The sequence below is a fragment of the Mucilaginibacter inviolabilis genome, assembly GCF_011089895.1.
Classification (GTDB): Bacteria; Bacteroidota; Bacteroidia; order Sphingobacteriales; family Sphingobacteriaceae; genus Mucilaginibacter; species Mucilaginibacter inviolabilis.
This window is the reverse complement of record NZ_JAANAT010000005.1, coordinates 389847-407297: the sequence shown is the minus strand read 5'-3', so window position 1 is coordinate 407297 and position 17451 is coordinate 389847. Positions and strand designations below refer to the sequence as shown.

Genomic DNA, 17451 nt, shown 5'->3' with positions numbered 1-17451 from the left:
TGGTGTTAAAATGTTTAGGCAATAGCAGGCCATTAAAGAATATGCTTCTTTTTAAATTAAACGAATAGGTTTTAGTTGATCCGGCTGTTAGCCGGTAATGGTTTTAGTATATTATTTTATGTAGGCGATTTTTTTCATTGTGCTGTTTTTATAGTTCAAATGTGCTAAGAGATTGGTTTTTTTAGTAATGCTTTTAGGCGAAAACGGCTAAACTTCCGGTAAACGACCTGAAAACACCGATGAACATTTACAACTCTTTTACTTTATGGTGAATTTTACATTAAGATGCTAAAAACAGAAAGAAGGTTACAGCGAATAGAAAATTTTAATGGAGATAAAATATTTGAGCAAAATATTAGCTGGATGCATATCTATCGTTATTTTTTCTCCAGTTTATCCAACTTGTCTTTTATCTCGGTCCTGTATTTAATAGCCAGTGCTTTTTTAAAGTACTCTGCAGCTTTTGTATTGTTGTTATTGGCTAGGTAATAATCGCCCATACTGTCATACACATTAAAGCTTTTAGGATAGTAACTGATGTTCATATCAAAAAACATAAATGCTTTTTCATTATCCTTTTGTTGCAGGAGGGAATAACCAAACATGTTCATCAGTGATTCGGATGGGCGCACCGCGTAACCCATTTCTTCCGACATCATTTGATAGTGGGCTATGATCAATTTCTTTAAATCATTTGCGGAGTAAGCTTTATCAAAAAACTGATTCATAGGCTGGTTACGCGGAAACCTGTTTTTAGCAAACACAAACCGCAAGCCATCATATCCGGCAATCAATGGCACCGAGGCGTGGTCATCGTCGGGATAATATTTGTATGTCCATTTTAAGTTGTTGGATGAGTTCTTTTTTAAATTATCGGTCAGCATCAGGATGGAACGGATGTGGTGAGTAATCTGGGAGGTGTCACTTCTTACCTGAGTGGTATCCATCCCTGGGTTCATGGTATTGGCAATCCCGAGGAACAATTTACTGCCTTTAAGATCTTTTTGCCTTAAGGCTATTTCGGCTTGTTTTAAAAGATCATCGTTATTGTAAAACATACTTGGTTCAATGGCTATATAGGCATTAAACAAATGGGTATGGTTTATCAGGGTATTGATAACCATTAATCCCCCGAAAGAATGTCCCATCAGGGTTCTGTAAGGAGCCGTAGCATAATTTTTATCAATGTAAGGTATCAGCTCTGTTTGTAAAAAGCGGGTAAACTGCTCGCCGCCTCCCGAGGTTTTATCAGCCGAGCTGTTGCTTGGTGTAAGGTCGCGGGTTCGGTGACCACGGGTATTGGGAATACCCACAATGATCATCTGGGGCAATACCGTGTTGCCGTTAACCGCGCTCAGCTGTTGTATCAATGTTACCAGCGAAGCAAAATAACCATCTCCATCAAATACGTAAAGAACAGGATATGCCGGTTTAGAAAAGTAACTGGTATCAAACGATGGGGTGTAAACCCAAACCGGTCTTTTTTCTTTTAAAATATCAGAATACAAAGTGTCAATATGAACCGGAAGTATAGTTGTAGTATGTGATTGACCTTTTACCCAAAGTGAAAGGCACCAAAAAGCCACAATGAGGATATTTCTTTTCATTTTTTGATAGATTAGGTTAGCAATTACAACTTAGCCAGATTAGTTTGATACCAATTATAAATTACCTGTTGGTTTTTAATGAGTCTGGGCTGTTTACTTTAAATAAGATATTAAAGGGCTGCGTATACTTTTTTGATAATAGTTTATCGGTAATATGAGTATTGCAAAAGGGAACAATAAGCCCGCTAAATATTAGCAGGCCTATGTATTTTATCAAAGCGCTCATTTATACAATGATAGGTTGAGTAGTTTACTGGTCCTGAGTTTTTGCAGTATCAGGCACTAAATGGTTTTTTATACTATCTGCTTTTGCAGCGGCAGCTTTTGCTGCGGTGTCAATTTTGCATTGTAGCCCATCAGTAGCCATAACGTATACAGAACCAGCCGGATTTTTTGGTGTATTATCCCTACCGCAGTTATATAAGTTAAGATCAAGGTTGCGGTCAAGCTTGCCATCAATAACCAATTTGGCATTCAACGGAACTTTCAAGGTCAGGTGCACCTCCTGTCCGCGCCACATCGCACGTCCAAGTCTTTCCAGATGGCGGTCAAATTTTAATACCGAGTCTTTTTGTATAAAGCGATAACTGATATTGTGGGCGTTGATCAGTGCGTCTTCATCAGTACGGCCCCTGGCGGTAAATGATTCAACAAGAACCGGTTGGGGTATATCACTTTTTTCTATATCGATGTGCACACGATCCTGGTGATCAAAATCATCGCCATTATAATCATCATCAAGGATAACCATACCATTAAACCGTTCTTTAATACGCAGGCGGGTGCTATCCTCATTACTTAAATATTTGGCATCGTTAAGCTGTAAATAATAGGTGTTGTTAGGGGTTGCCTTGATGTTGATGGTTTTGCTCAGTTTAGCACCCTCCTTAAAATCGGCAGAAGCCCTTGCTCCATAATACACAACTGCTCCCAGCGAGGCCAACCATACACATAATAAGGTAGTGCCAATGGAGCGGTTAAAAGTGGCGTTTTTGAATAAAAAGCCAATGGTAACCAATATAAGGGTTAATAAAGGTATAGCCAAAAGCAGGAAACCACCAAAAAGGAATACCGTATTGGTATCCTCGTTAACAATGTTAAAAGGGAATATATGGTAAATATCTGTTTTGCCAAAAGCAATAAAACCCACAAACACTATAATAAGCGCAATGGCCAACCCAAAGGAGGTTAATAAAATGGCAAGCCCGATGAGTTTACCCAACAAACTTCCGGTACCTCTTAAAAATGTACCCAGGTGAGTAAAAAAATCGCCCAGAAAATCACGCACTTTATAAACAAACGGGCGGGCCTCCTGGCGGAAATTGGAAAGGTTTTCTTTTACCATGCTCATCTCATCTTCAAAGTTCCTTTTAAAACCTTTCAGATCTTGTTTTTCGCCTTTCATGGCCATCCGGTCGGCCCGGGTGGTGGCCTTTGGTACTACAATCCATAGTATAGCATATAATATAAGTCCGCTGCCTGCAAAAATTAATGATAGGGCGAAAGCCAGCCTTACCCATACGGCCGGGATGTCAAAATAATTGGCAATACCTGCGGCAACCCCGCTCACCAGGTGATCGTCCGGGTCGCGGAAAAGTCTGCGTCGTTCTGTATTGTAACTAAATGGATTACTGCCGGCTGGTTTAGTGTCATCATCCGCCGATTCAAAATCTTCAACCGAGCCCATTTGCTCAACAACCACTTTAACATCAGCTTCTACAATAACCTGTTTGTTTTGGTTGGCCAATATTTCGTTAAACATTTCGGCAATACGGTTTTCAATGTCGGTAGTTATCTCCAAACTGTCGGCCGACGACGAAAAATGACGTTTTACGTCGGTCATATAAGCTTTAAGTACCTCGTAAGCATCCTCTTCTATATGAAATACGATGCCATTTATATTTATGATGATAGTTTTATTCATGATCTGTGATTTTTTTATAGGTTTTTATTTTCTCTCGCCAATGGCGGTTTGCACGGCATAAACCAACTCCTGCCAGGTTTTATCCAGCTGTTCCAGTACAATTTTTCCTTCGTCCGATAGCACATAATACTTTCGCGGCGGGCCCGAAACAGACTCCACCCAGTTGTAAGTGAGCAGGCCATTATTTTTTAAACGGGTTAGCAGAGGGTACAGAGTGCCCTCAACTACAAGTAGTTGGGCTTTTTTTAATTCAGCAATGATGTCTGATGCATATATTTCGCCCTTAGCTATGATGGAAAGAATGCAGTACTCCAGTATGCCTTTCCTCATTTGGGTTTGTGTGTTTTCTACAATCATAATACAAAGATATATGTTTTAAATTGTATTATGCAATACATAGTACTATAATTATTAATATTATTGTTAGAAATTAAGTTTTTTAAAAAAAAGTCATGCATTTATCAGATTTAACTTGACTTTTTGATAATGTAACATTACTTTTATGATTAATTAACTATTAACTGATCTTATTATTAACGAAATGAAAAAACTTCTACTAGCAAGTTTGTGCATTCTGTTGTTGTCTATTACACAGGTATTTGCACAAAACCGTACAGTTACTGGTACGGTTACGGCCAAAGATGACGGCCTACCCCTCCCAGGAGTATCAGTAAAGGTAAAAGGGACCACAGTTGGAACCCAAACCGGCGCAAATGGTAAATTCACCTTAAACGTTCCTCATGGCGCAACATTGATCTTCTCTTTTATTGGCTATTCGCCAATTGAAAGGGCCGCTGGAGGAAGCGTAATCAATGTATCTCTTGAAACATCAAGCAAATCTTTGGGTGAGGTTGTGGTAACAGGAGCGTTGGGTATTAAACGCCAGGCTAAAGAGCAGGGGGCAGCGGCCACTACTATTAGTAGCAAAACATTAACCGAGGCCAAGGCAACCAACTTTACCAATGGTTTAACGGCAAAAGTTGCCGGTTTGGTTGTAAGTACCCTAGATAACGGTGTTAACCCTCAAACCCGTTTTACCTTACGCGGTAACCGTCACATTTTAGGTAACAACTACGCTTTGGTTGTTTTGAATGGTACGCCAATTTCACCTAACGAGGTTAATACCATAAACCCTGATGATATCGAATCAGTAAACGTGTTGAATGGTGCCGGTGCTGCTGCACTCTACGGTTCGGATGCGTCAAATGGTGCGTTAATCATTACTACCAGAAAAGGTAGTTCAACAGGCGCTCCTTCGGTAAGCTATACCAATACCTATTTACTGGAAAAAATTGCTTACTTCCCAGATCTTCAAACCAAGTTTGGTAGCTACGGAGGTGAAGGGCCGCCATTCCAGGATCCTATTACCGGTTTTATAACAACTCCAGCCTCTTTTGAAAACCAATCATACGGCCCTGCTTATGACGGGCATATGCAGCAATTGGGTATCCCATTGCAGGATGGTACTATTCAAAGCTATCCCTACTCAACACCTTCAACAGATCCAAGAAAAGCCTTCTTTAATACTGGTCACGGTGAAGAGAATAACCTTTCTTATTCGCAGGGTGATGCTAATAACAGCTTTAACTTTTCGGCCAACCACCTTTTCAAAACAGGTGTAATTCCAGGGCAGAAATTTAAAAGAACAAGCGTTCGTGTATCAGCTGCTAAAACTTATGGTAAATTCAAACTGGATTTCACCGCCAGCTATGTTCAGTCATATCAGAATGTTGAAGGTAACGGCGGTTTTGACGGATCTACTTTAGATGGTGGCCGTTCATTATATAGCGCCATTTTTAATACCCCATCATGGGTGCCATTGACTAAATTTAAAGATATCAATGCCCCCTTTGCCGATGTAAATACTTATTTTAACTCTTATGGCGTAAATCCATACTGGATCATCCAGAACGACCGTGTGGATACCCGCAGCGACCACTTCAACGGTAGCTTTGGCGCTTTGCTTTCACCAACCAAATGGTTAGATGCGAGCTATCGTTTATCTGGTAACTTTGGTACGGCTCAACAACAATTCAGACGCGCCCAGGTTAACTTCAGTAAATATGCCATGAGCGACCCAACCGGTGGTTACGGAACTGAGGGACAGGCTTACGGAGGTTCAACTGGAATTATCCCAGGCCAGGTTCAAAACATTACCCAATTTGGTGATGGTTCAATAACTCCTGTAGGTACAAATCAGATAGGGCCACAAGGTTACTCCCGTTTACAACAGGATTTCTTTTTAACCTTTCATAAAAACTTCTTTAATGATTTTAAAACAAGTTTATTGTTAGGTAGCAGCCTTTGGCAGGCATATCTTAACCAAACTTCAAATAGCAGCACCAACCTGCTGGTTAAAGATTTCTATAACATAGGCAGTATTTTAGGTACGCCAACAACAGGCCAGTTAACCGACAAGATCCGCCAGATTGGCTATTTTGCCGACCTGAACATTGGTTATAAAGATTTTGCCTTTATTGAAGGAACCATACGTAATGATCATGACTCCAGGCTTGCCAATGGTATTCGTTCATTCTGGTACCCATCTGTAAAGGGATCATTCATCTTTACCGAAGCTATCCCTGCTTTGAAAAACAACCACGTACTTAACTATGGTAAATTAAGGGCTTCATTTAGCCAGGTAGGTGCAATTAACACCACCCCTTACAGCACGGTTAATACCTACAGCCCAACTTCTGGTTTCCCATACGGCAATACCGGTGGTTTATCTTTAGGAACAACATTAAACAATGCAAACTTAAAGCCTGAAAAAACCAGGGAAATTGAATTTGGTACCGATCTGAGCTTCCTTAACAGCCGTATCAATTTCAGCTATACTTATTATAAGAGTAATACAACCAACCAAACTTTATCTATTGTAACCGCTCCGGAAACAGGCTATTCAAATGCTGTTGTTAACGTTGGTGAGGTTCAAAATACAGGTCATGAGTTTAAACTGGACCTGACAGTACTTACCAAAGAAGATAACGGCTTTGGTTTAAACTTAGGTGGTAACCTGGCTATCCAAAACTCATTGGTTAAATCACTTATCAACGGAACACCTACTGTAACTTTAGCATCTGTTGGTTCTGCATTTATCCAGGCACGTGTTGGGCAGCCTTTCCCGGTATTATATGGTACCGATGTTAACCGTGACCCTAATGGTAATGTAATAGTTGACCCAAAAACGGGCTATCCGTCTGCAAAATCAGATCTGGTAAACTTAGGTCGTACTACACCTAAATATATATTAGGTTTAACGCAAACCTTCAGCTATAAATTCATTACGCTTACTGCAGTAAGTGAGTTCCGTAGCGGATATGTATTTTATAATGGCGCTTTGCAATCTGCAACAGCTGCCGGTGTTTCTGGTTTCTCGGCGCAGGCAGATCGTCAGCGTTTTGTATTTCCTAACTCTGTTATCCAAACCGGCCCCAATACTTACGTGCCAAATACAGGTGTAACTGTTGCCGATGGTAACCAGGGATTCTGGAATGCGGGCGCCTTTTACTCATCAGTTTCTGCTTATACCAGAAGCGGTGATTTCTGGAAATTACGTGAAGCTAACCTGAGCTTTGATATTTCTCAGTGGGCAAGGAAAACTAATTTTATAAAAAGAGCATCATTTGCGCTGATAGGTAGAAACTTGTTAATGTTAAGGCCAAAAGGTCAGAAATTTACAGATCCTGAGTATTCTGCTGTGTCAGGTAACGCAACCGGATTAGTTAATACCTATCAATTGCCTCCAACCCGTTTCTTCGGAGCATCTCTTAATGTTACATTCTAATAACTAAGCAAATGAAAAAGTATCTCTCAATTATATTAACCGCACTTGTAATCACTGGAAGTAGTTGCAAGAAAGACTACCTGGGCGAGTTAACGAACAACCCCAACACGCCGTCGGTAGCGGCGCCAAACCTCCTTTTATCGGGAGCGTTAAAAACAACCGCCGGTATTTTAAATGGTGCAACAAGCACCAGTAACCGTAGCTATTATATTCAATATTGTGTGTGGGTAGGTTATTTAAGCCGAAGCACCGGTTACCAGGTGTTTTCAAATATCGATCAGTATCAATTTACAACCGGCGATTTTGATGTATGGTCACCACTGTATAACAACCTGTCAAACTATAACGCCATCATCGGATCAAACAGCGGGGCAAATTATACCGCTATTGCAAAGATCATGACTGTTGTTGGTTTTCAGCAATTGGTTGATAACTACAATAACGTACCGTACAGCCAGGCTTTACAAGGGACTAAAAACCTGACCCCGGCGTTTGATACTGGTTCGGCTATTTATGACGACCTGTTGAAACAGCTTGATGCTTCTATTGCCTTAATTAAAGGAGCAACAGCTGCCGATTTAAACCCGGGTGTTGCTGATATTATGTTTAAAGGTGATATGACCAAGTGGAAAAAATTTGCCAATACCCTGAAGTTAAGGATAGCGCTTCGTCAATCAAACATTGCAGCTAAAACTACAGCTTTAAAGGCAGCTGTTGCTGCAACAGCTGCAGAAGGCTATCTGGATGCCACTGTAGATGCAAGGGTAAATCCCGGCTACATCAGCTCTGATGCTCAGGGTGGTCAGCAAAGCCCGCTTTATCTGAACTATGGTTATACACAAGGTGGTGCAGGGCAAACCAATAATCAGCAATACCAGGCCAACCAGTACAGCATTCTTTTTTTCAGAAACAATAATGACCCTCGTTTGAAACAGGTATACGCGCCAAATCCTAATGGTGATGTTATTGGTAGTGCATTTGGTGGTACCGTAACTATCCCGGGACAGCAAACACCAAGTAAGTTTGGTCCGGGTGTTATTAAATCGGCAACTATGCCTGCCGTGATTATGTCAAGTGCCGAGGCCTTGTTTTTACAGGCTGAGGGTGCAGCGGCAGGATATATTACCGGCAACGCGGCTACATTGTATAATGCAGGTATTACCGCTTCATTTGTTGATGATGGCTTAACTGCAGCACAGGCTACAACTTATTATGGCCAGACTGCTATAGCATACCCGGCAGCCGGTAGCTTTGCAGCTCAGCAAAAAGCAATCATTGTGCAAAAATGGGCAGCTTTAGAAGGCTACGGTTCATTAGAGGCATTCAATGAGCTGCGCAGAACAGGTTATCCTGATGATATCCCACTGTCGATTTATCCCGGAGTAACAGCGCCAAATCAGGTTACCCGCATTTTTTATCCTGTTGTAGTATACTCAACCAATGCAACTAACGTTGGTGCTCAGGGAACCATTGATAAATTTAATTCAAAAATATTCTGGGCGAAATAATAATTCAAAACCAAAAGAAAATGAAAACATTAAAATATATAAAAACTGCTTTTGCATCTTTAGCGGTATTGAGTTTATTAAGCTCGTGCCTTAAGGATAACAATACGACAGTTGACTTTACCAATGCAAAGGGATCATTGGAGATACCTGCAGTTGCCACTAACGGGCCTACGCAGGGAGTAGCAATTGATAAAACAAAAACCCAGGAATCATTCACATTAACGGTTAACCTTGCAGGTGCCCAAACTAGTAGCTCGGCTACATCGGTAACCATGGCTATTGACCAGGCTGCACTTACCGCATACAATACTGCAAACAATAAAAATTATGTGTTGTTGCCGGCTGCAGATTATGCCATACAAAGCCTTAATTTATCTATACCTGCCGGTCAGAGGCAGGCAATTATGACTATTGTAACTAATTCGTCATTAATTGATTTGACCCAGTCATATGCTTTACCAATTAGTATTGCCAATGGTGGTGGACAAGGTATTAATCCGAACTACAAAACTATTATATACACTTTTTCAGCTAAATAGTAAAAGCGGAATATAATAAAACAATAAAACAGCGGATGTGTACTAAAAAACATATCCGCTGTTTTTGTATGAGAAAATTATTTTTATATTATGAAAAGAATATTCATCTACCTGTTGCCTATTCTCATGAGTGCTATTACTCATGCGCAAACTATTACCGTAAGCGGTACCGTGAATGATCAGCAAGGCAAGCCCTTACCATTTGTTTTTTTAAGGGACTCGCAGCATAGCTACGCTACCATGACCGATCTTTTAGGCAGTTTTAGCTTTAAGGTCGATCCTGCGTCAAAAATAGTTGCATCAGTTACCGGCTTTAAGGATGTGGCCATCCCGGTTAATAATAAAACTACCGTTAATGTGGTAATGGAGCAGGGTATAGCTGAACATAGCAACGGGAAACCGCTGAGCACTTCTACCTCAACCGATATTTTTAAACCCGATCTGGGGGTGGCAGTAACCCGGGTGTCTGATTATGTGCGGGTGAATGAAGGATTGCACGGGAGCCGTTTCCTTTCAGAAAAATGGATGCGTGGCTTTGCCATAAGTTATACCGACTCTTTAATACAAAGCAGCGATTATTTCTTTAACTATGATAAAACCATGAGCGACCTGTTGTTTACCCGCGACCAGCGTGCGGTTTTTGCGGCCGATAAGCAGGAGGTAAAGGCATTTACCATTGTTGACGAAGGTGGTGCTTTTTACGATTTTGAAAGTGTGCCTGCTATTGATCCCAAGCATTACAGCATGGTATTGTCATCTGGTGATAAATACAAGATATACCGGTTGCTTACCTGTAAATTGATTAAAGCCAATTTTACCACCAATGGTATCACCTCATCGGGCAATAACTACGATGAATATGTTGACGAAAACCACTATTTTATATGGAACGTAAAAACCAAGCAATTGCAGCCGGTGGAGTTAAAGAGCAAATCGATAAAAACAGTACTGGCCGCCGAAGCCGATAAAATTAAAGCTTTTAATAAAGAGCATGGCGACGACGATATTAACGATGCTTACCTGAAGGACCTGGGAGATTATTTGAATAATAAGTGATCCAGCTACTAAATAAAAAAGGCCGGCGTATTTTAATACGCCGGCCTTTTTTATTTAGTCAAAATCCGTTCTCCTGATATTTTGCTCCAGGGATAGAGACGTAGTTTATTTCAATCGTACCGGTTTGAATTTAACCAAATGGTAAAGCTGCGTTTCCGCAATATAAAATGATTGGTTTTTTAGTCATCAACCATTAATCACTTCTTTTTCACCCGGTATTTGTCTGGGTTGATAAGCAATAGCGCTGTAAATAAAGGGCATTCTCCAAAGCATACAATGCCTGTCTAAGTGTTTATTTTACACAAAAATATCATCGCCCAAAACAATTGAATAAAATAGATATAAGGTAGACATTATAGATGATATATGCAATAAATAAAGGCAAATAATTTAAAAAAATAATCAGTCTTTTATAATATTTTACGTAATATAGCCTCTCGTTGTGTTATGATTTTCTGCAAAATATATTATAATACAACCCTGCAATTCACATAGTATTAACTATTAACAGATCTTATCACAAAAATGAAAAAACTTCTACTAGTAAGTTTGTGTTTCCTGCTGTTATCAATTACACAAACATTTGCACAAAATCGTGCAGTTACCGGTACGGTTACAGGCCTGGAAGACGGCCTGCCAATCCCGGGAGTTACCATTAAGGTAAAAGGAACAACAACCGGTACCCAAACCGGCACCAACGGAAAATACACGTTAAGTGTTCCGGATGGTTCAACACTGGTTATTAGCTTTATTGGCTATGCCACACAAGAGGTACAGGTAAAAGGGCCTGTAGTAAACGTAAGGCTTACCATGTCCAGCAAGCAATTGGGCGAGGTTATAGTAACCGGCGCATTAGGCTTAAGCCGTAACCGTAACCAGCAGGCCTATGCAGCCCAGCAGGTTACCGGCGATGAGGTAAGCAAGCAGCGTGGCTCAAACTTTGTAAGCGGCCTTTCTGGTAAAGTTGCTGGTTTAGAGATCAGGCAAAACAACGCGTTAGGCGGTTCAACCAACGTGGTTTTAAGGGGTACAAAATCATTATTAGGTAATAACCAGGCACTATTTGTTGTTGATGGTGTACCGATGAATAATGGTGGCCCGGGTTCTGGCAATGGCGGGAGTAACAATGCCGGCGCCGGTGGTACAGGTACTAATACATCCGGTAACGCCGGTACTGTTGAAACAGGCAGAGGTGGTTACGACTATGGATCGCCTATTTCAGATATTAACCCGGATGACATTGAATCAGTTACGGTACTTAAAGGCGCTGCGGGCAGCGCTTTGTACGGGTCCATTGGTGCCAACGGTGTAATCATGATCACTACTAAAAAACCAGGCAAAGGTTTAGGTATTACTTTTAACAGTAGTGTTGGTTTTGGTGCTGTTGATAAATCAACGTTACCAACCTACCAGCATGAGTATGGCGCAGGCTACGGCCCAATTTATAATGATAAAAAAGGAATTGACCCGAGCGGTTATTTCCTGACACAGGATGTTAATGGCGATGGCGTTCCTGACCTGGTTGCTCCAATGCATGAAGATGCCTCTTACGGTCACCGGTTTGATCCTAATTTAAAGGTTTACCAATGGGATTCATTTGTGTCCACTTCTCCCAATTTTGGAAAGGCAACACCATGGGTTGCAGCGGCCAATGACCCGCTTACTTTTTTTGTTCACCCGGTAACCAATAACCAGAGCTTATTTATTACCAATGGCGGCGAAAACGGTACTTTCAAATTAGGTTATACCCGCAATAATCAAACTGGTTTTTTACCCAATAGTAATGAATTAAAAAACAGTGTTGATTTTGCAAGTACCTACAAAATTACCAGCAAGTTAACAGCTGGCGGAAGCATTAATTACACCCGTACCGATGGTCTTGGCCGCTATGGCAGTGGTTATCAGACCGAAAATGTTGTGCGCAACTTTAGGCAATGGTGGCAGATGAATACCGATATTAAGGCCCAAAAAGATGCCTATTTTGCATCGGGTGGAAAAGATATCACCTGGAACTGGAAAAGCCCAACCAACCTGGTTCCGAATTTCCAGGACAACCCATACTTTACCCGTTACCAAAATTATGAAACCGACAGGCGCCACCACTATTTTGGTAATGTGAACTTAAATTACAAGGTTAACGATTGGTTGAATTTATTAGGACGGGTGACTGTTGATAATTCAAGCATGATACAGGAAGAAAGACGCGCTTTTGGTTCACAGGGCGTATCCAGCTATACCCGGAGAAACATCAATTTTAACGAAACCAATTTAGACTTCCTGGCAACGGTTGACAAAAACATTAATAACGATTTGAATTTTAAAGGGTTGTTAGGTCTTAACATCCGCAAAAATCGTTATGAGTTAATTTCGGCAGCCACTAACGGCGGTTTAATTATCCCGAATGTTTATGCTTTGGCTAACTCTAAAAATGCACCGGCTGCTCCTACCGAAAACGATATCAGGCAAGAAGTAGATGGCTTATTTGCAGGCGCCACCTTTACCTGGAAAAAAATGGTGGTTTTGGATGGAACATTACGCCGTGACGTTTCTTCGTCTTTACCATCTTACAGTAATAAATTCTATTATCCATCTGTTAATTTAGGTTTTACCTTTTCAGAACTGCTTAAACAATATGAGTGGTTGTCATATGGTAAAGTAAGGGTTAACTACGCCGAAGTGGGTAATGGCGGTCAGCCTTTTCTTACCAAAAACTTTTATTCTTTTGGTACGCCGTTTGGCTCAAATCCGCAGTCTTTTATCGGCGTTGTTCAAAACAATGCTACCTTAAAACCTGAGCGTTCAAAATCAAAAGAGGCCGGTTTAGAAATGCAGTTTTTCAACAGCCGTTTAGGTTTTGATTTCACTTATTATGAGTCTAAAACCAGCGATCAGCTTTTGCCTGTGGCTTTGTCAAGAGCTACCGGTTATGATGCTACCTATATTAACTCCGGTACGCTGCAAAACAAAGGTATTGAGGTTTCCTTAAATGGTACCCCGATAAGCAGCAAGCTGGTAACCTGGAAAGTTGGTGTTAACTTCACCAAAAACAACAATAAGGTTTTATCGCTTTATGTAGATCCAACCGGCCAGCAGGCAACAAACCTGTTGCTGGCGTCATTCCAGGGTGGTGTATCATTGAACGCTACGTTGGGTCGTCCTTATGGCGATATTCGCGGTACTGCATATACCGATATTAACGGGAAACCATACGTGAATAAAGATGGTGGCCGGGTGGTTGACCAAACCGGCGATAATGCAGGTTATTATAAACAATCATCAAGCACCAGTACCATTGGTAATATTAATCCGGATTGGATTGGTGGTATTACCAACTCTGTACGTGTTCAAAACTTTACTTTATCCTTCCTGATCGATATCCGTAAAGGTGGCAGCGTGTTCTCGTTAGATAACTATTACGGCATGGATACAGGTTTATATCCTGAAACCGTTGGCAACAATGATCTGGGTAACCCATCAAGAAACTCGCTTGCTACAGGTGGCGGGGTAATTATACAGGGTATTGCGGCAGATGGCAGCAAAAATAAAATCAGGGTACGGAATGATGCTACCGGCTTATATGGCTATGAGCACAACCCGGCTGCTGCTTTTGTTTATGATGCGAGTTATGTGAAACTGCGCGAAGCGTCATTGAATTATTCGTTCCCTCAAAGCGTGACATCTAAATGGGGCCCAATTAAAGGTGTAGATCTGGCAGTAAGCGGCAGAAACTTATGGATCATCCATAAAAATCTTCCGTACGCAGATCCTGAAGAAACCCTGAGCGCAGGTAACCTTCAAGGTTATCAAAGCGGCGCTTTCCCAACTGCCAGAATGTTTACCTTAAACCTAAAAGTAAGATTTTAACCAACATGAAAAAATATATATGGGCACTGCTTCCGCTGGTTATGCTGGGAGCATGCAAAAAGGATTTTGAAAATCTGAATACCAACCCTAAGCTCTTCCCTACCGTACCGGCGCCAACATTAATTACACAGGCTGAGCGGGTGCTTTCAAACGCCCTTACATCTGCCAACGTAAATAATAATGTTTTCAGGCTGGTAGAGCAGCAATGGCAGGAAACTACTTATAACGACGAAAGTTTGTACAACTTTGATACCCGTAACATCAACAGGCAAATGTGGGGTAGCTTATTCCGTGATGTGCTCAACAATTTAAAATTAGCTAAAGACATCATTCCCGGTGATCCTACCGTAGTGGGAGATGTTGTAAAAAAGAATGATATTGCTATTGCGGATATTTTACAGGTTTATTCTTTTTATTATTTGGTTACCACGTTTGGCGATGTGCCTTATTCACAGGCATTTGATTCTAAAAACAACTTCCCTAAATATGATGACGCGGCAACCATTTATAAAGATCTGTTAAAACGCCTGGATGCCGATATTGCCGCATTAAGTGGTACTGCCAGTTTGGGTGGCGCTGATATTATTTACGGCGGTGATATTACCAAGTGGAAAAAATTTGCCAACTCATTTAAATTAAAAATGGGTATGACCATTGCCGATTATGACGCGGCTCTAGCCAAAACAACAGCCCAGTCAGCATTTGACGCGGGTGTTTTTACTGATAATGCAGATAATGCTACATTGGTTTACCTGGCTGCAACACCAAATACCAACCCAATATGGGTTGACCTTGTACAAAGCGGTAGAAATGATTTTGTAGCATGTGCTACATTGGTTAAACAGCTTAATAACAGTAACGGAGTACTTGACCCTCGCGCATCCAAATATTTTACACTTTATAAAGCAACAACTAACGATCCGGGAATATATTTAGGTGCCGATCCTGGTGTGAAAGCAAACTATGAAAGCTTTTCGCATGTTGGTTCTGTTGTAACAGCAGCTACTGCACCTGGTTTATTGCTTGATTATGCAGAAGTTTCATTTTATTTAGCAGAAGCAAAAGCAAAGAACCTGATTACTAATGGAAGTACCGCTGCCGTTTATTATACAAAAGGTGTTCAGGCTTCGTTTGATTATTGGAAGGCCGGAGATGCTACTGTTTTTATAGCAGCTAACCCATACAGCACCAATAACCTGGCTACCCAAAAATGGGTTGCTAATTTTAACAGGGGCTGGGATGCCTGGATCGAAACCCGCAGGCTCGATTTTCCTGTGCTTTATAAACCGGCAACGGGTGCTTTCAGTGATTTCCCGGTTAGGTTTAAATATCCGGTTGATGAAGCCAACGTAAACCCTGCTAACTATAAAGCAGCATCAGCGGCCATTGGCGGTGATGTGGTAACCACCAGGTTGTTTTTTGATAAAAATGCTATGCCTAAATAATTAGGTTTAACATGTAAATCATAAAAAAGGGATTTGCCATCATGGCAAATCCCTTTTTTGTTGCAGCTCAAAATAAAACTGCTTATTTCTTATCCACACTGTATTTACCCGGGCCAACAAATAAAAGCCCTGCGAATATGATGGCATCCTCTATAGCGTGCGAGGCGCCCATCAATCCTTCGCCTTTACCCAGGTGGGTAGCTGCGGCTACAATAAGCGTTAATACCATCAATATACATACCGGGCGAAAAGCAAAACCAATGATGAGCAAAAAGCCGCCGAAAGCTTCGGTAGCGGCCGCCAGAAACCCCCATACTAAGGGCCAAAAATGTATGCCGATGTATCTGGTAGAATGACCAAGATCTTTCCAGCCGCTTACGCCACCCATCAGCATAGGATAGCCATAAAAAATAAAAGTGATGCCCAGCCCCAGGCGGACAATCAAAAGACCAAAATTTTTGTAATTGCTTAAATTGCTCAGTATCGCCATAAATTATAATGGTAAGTTTTGTTTAATAGGGTTGAAATTTGGTTTTAATATATAAAAAATACTTTCAGGACGGAAATGGGTATGACGAGCAAAAGCCCGAGCCCGTGCGATTCCTTCCCTCGGGAAGGGAAGGAAGGGGTTTCTGCATCATTGCCGGTTTATGCCGCTTGTATAGATCCTTTCGCACTTCAGACGAAATAACATCGAATTTGAATATCCAACATCGATTTTTCCATTCATCATTCGATATTGGAAATTCAGTGTTCGATATTAAAAAAACGAGTCAAACAAACTTTAAGCTTACTTCCTGCCCATGTACAGCTAACCGAGCTTCTTTACCAAATATTAAACTGCAATTATCTGGGATGTGCCCGGCCGGGAAATCAAAACATACGGGGTAATCATACTCCCGTACAATGTCCATTACAATTTCGGGTACAGTTTGGCCAAAAGGGATGTCGTTATCCTTCATATCGGTAAAGCCGCCTACAACGAGGCCCGCGAGTTGGGCAAGTTTGCCTGCTCGTTTCAGGTTGCGCAGCATCCGGTCAACCGAGTAAAGATATTCACCTACATCCTCTATAAATAATATTTTGCCGCTATAGTCGATGTCGGATACCGAGCCGGATACACTTATCAGCAAAGATAAATTACCGCCCACCAAGATGCCCGAACCTTCGCCGCTGCGGTTTAAGCCGTGGGCATGATAGTTATAGTTTAAAGTTTCGCCAAACAGGGCCATGCGCAGTGTATCCAGCGAATGTTTAGACGCATCGGGAATATTAACCGGCATTTGTCCATGTATGGTTTGAGCTCCGTAGTTGGCAAACAGATGGGTATGCAACACGGTAATATCGCTAAAGCCGATGAGCCATTTGGGATTTTGAGCAAAATGGCTAAAATCAACTTTATCGATCATCCGGATGGTACCATAACCGCCACGTGCGGCTATGATGGCCTTGATGCTGTCATCGTTAATAAAACGTTGCAGATCATGGGCGCGGAGGTCATCGTCGCCGGCAAACTGGTGATAAGAGGCGCTTACAGTATCGCCTAAAACCACTTCCAGCCCCCATGATTGCAACAGGGCTACAGCATCATTCATAGGCCGGGGCAATTTCTTGGCCGGACAAGTGATCGCTATCTTATCGCCTTTTTTCAAATAAGGTGGAAGGAGTCCGGAAGAAACGGCATTGACTGGTTTATCCATAAGCAATTATAATAAAAGTTT

Annotated in this window: 11 protein-coding genes; 6 read left to right on the top strand and 5 right to left on the bottom strand. The window is 41.4% G+C overall.

The annotated features are described in order from the left end of the window. Positions 1-377: 377 nt before the first annotated feature. From G7092_RS28410 to G7092_RS28400, 3 genes are all read right to left on the bottom strand, one after another. Positions 378-1607, bottom strand: coding sequence for an alpha/beta hydrolase-fold protein (locus tag G7092_RS28410; protein WP_166095304.1), 1230 nt, complete (start codon positions 1605-1607; stop codon positions 378-380). Between the two features lie 250 nt (positions 1608-1857). Then, a complete protein-coding gene (locus G7092_RS28405; RefSeq protein WP_166095302.1) occupies positions 1858-3531 on the bottom strand; it encodes a PspC domain-containing protein in 1674 nt (557 codons plus the stop codon). A gap of 24 nt (positions 3532-3555) precedes the next feature. Then, positions 3556-3888 carry a PadR family transcriptional regulator gene (locus G7092_RS28400; protein ID WP_166095299.1) on the bottom strand — a complete coding sequence of 111 codons (333 nt, stop codon included), beginning with the start codon at positions 3886-3888 and terminating at the stop codon, positions 3556-3558. 184 nt (positions 3889-4072) lie between these two features. Here G7092_RS28400 and G7092_RS28395 point away from each other — a divergent pair, with 184 nt between their 5' ends. The 6 genes from G7092_RS28395 (at position 4073) to G7092_RS28370 (ending at position 15730) form a co-directional block, all read left to right on the top strand. Further along, positions 4073-7318: a SusC/RagA family TonB-linked outer membrane protein gene (locus G7092_RS28395; RefSeq protein ID WP_166095297.1), complete on the top strand. Its 3246-nt coding sequence runs from the start codon at positions 4073-4075 to the stop codon at positions 7316-7318. An 11-nt stretch (positions 7319-7329) separates the two neighbouring features. After that, complete coding sequence (locus G7092_RS28390; protein WP_166095294.1) at positions 7330-8826, top strand: SusD/RagB family nutrient-binding outer membrane lipoprotein; 1497 nt, start codon at positions 7330-7332, stop codon at positions 8824-8826. Between the two features lie 20 nt (positions 8827-8846). Continuing rightward, entirely contained in the window at positions 8847-9365 is a 519-nt protein-coding gene (locus G7092_RS28385) for a DUF1735 domain-containing protein (protein ID WP_166095291.1), read from the top strand. 90 nt (positions 9366-9455) lie between these two features. After that, the gene (locus tag G7092_RS28380) at positions 9456-10421 is read left to right on the top strand and encodes a carboxypeptidase-like regulatory domain-containing protein (RefSeq protein ID WP_166095289.1); all 966 of its coding nucleotides are present in this window, start codon (positions 9456-9458) and stop codon (positions 10419-10421) included. 525 nt (positions 10422-10946) lie between these two features. Beyond that, a complete protein-coding gene (locus G7092_RS28375) occupies positions 10947-14285 on the top strand; it encodes a SusC/RagA family TonB-linked outer membrane protein (RefSeq protein ID WP_166095287.1) in 3339 nt (1112 codons plus the stop codon). 5 nt (positions 14286-14290) lie between these two features. Continuing rightward, entirely contained in the window at positions 14291-15730 is a 1440-nt protein-coding gene (locus tag G7092_RS28370) for a SusD/RagB family nutrient-binding outer membrane lipoprotein (protein WP_166095285.1), read from the top strand. A gap of 82 nt (positions 15731-15812) precedes the next feature. Here the strand turns inward: G7092_RS28370 and G7092_RS28365 are convergent, their stop codons facing one another. Next, entirely contained in the window at positions 15813-16220 is a 408-nt protein-coding gene (locus G7092_RS28365) for a DoxX family protein (protein WP_166095283.1), read from the bottom strand. Between the two features lie 283 nt (positions 16221-16503). Further along, entirely contained in the window at positions 16504-17430 is a 927-nt protein-coding gene (locus tag G7092_RS28360; RefSeq protein ID WP_166095281.1) for a S66 peptidase family protein, read from the bottom strand. Positions 17431-17451 lie beyond the last annotated feature (21 nt).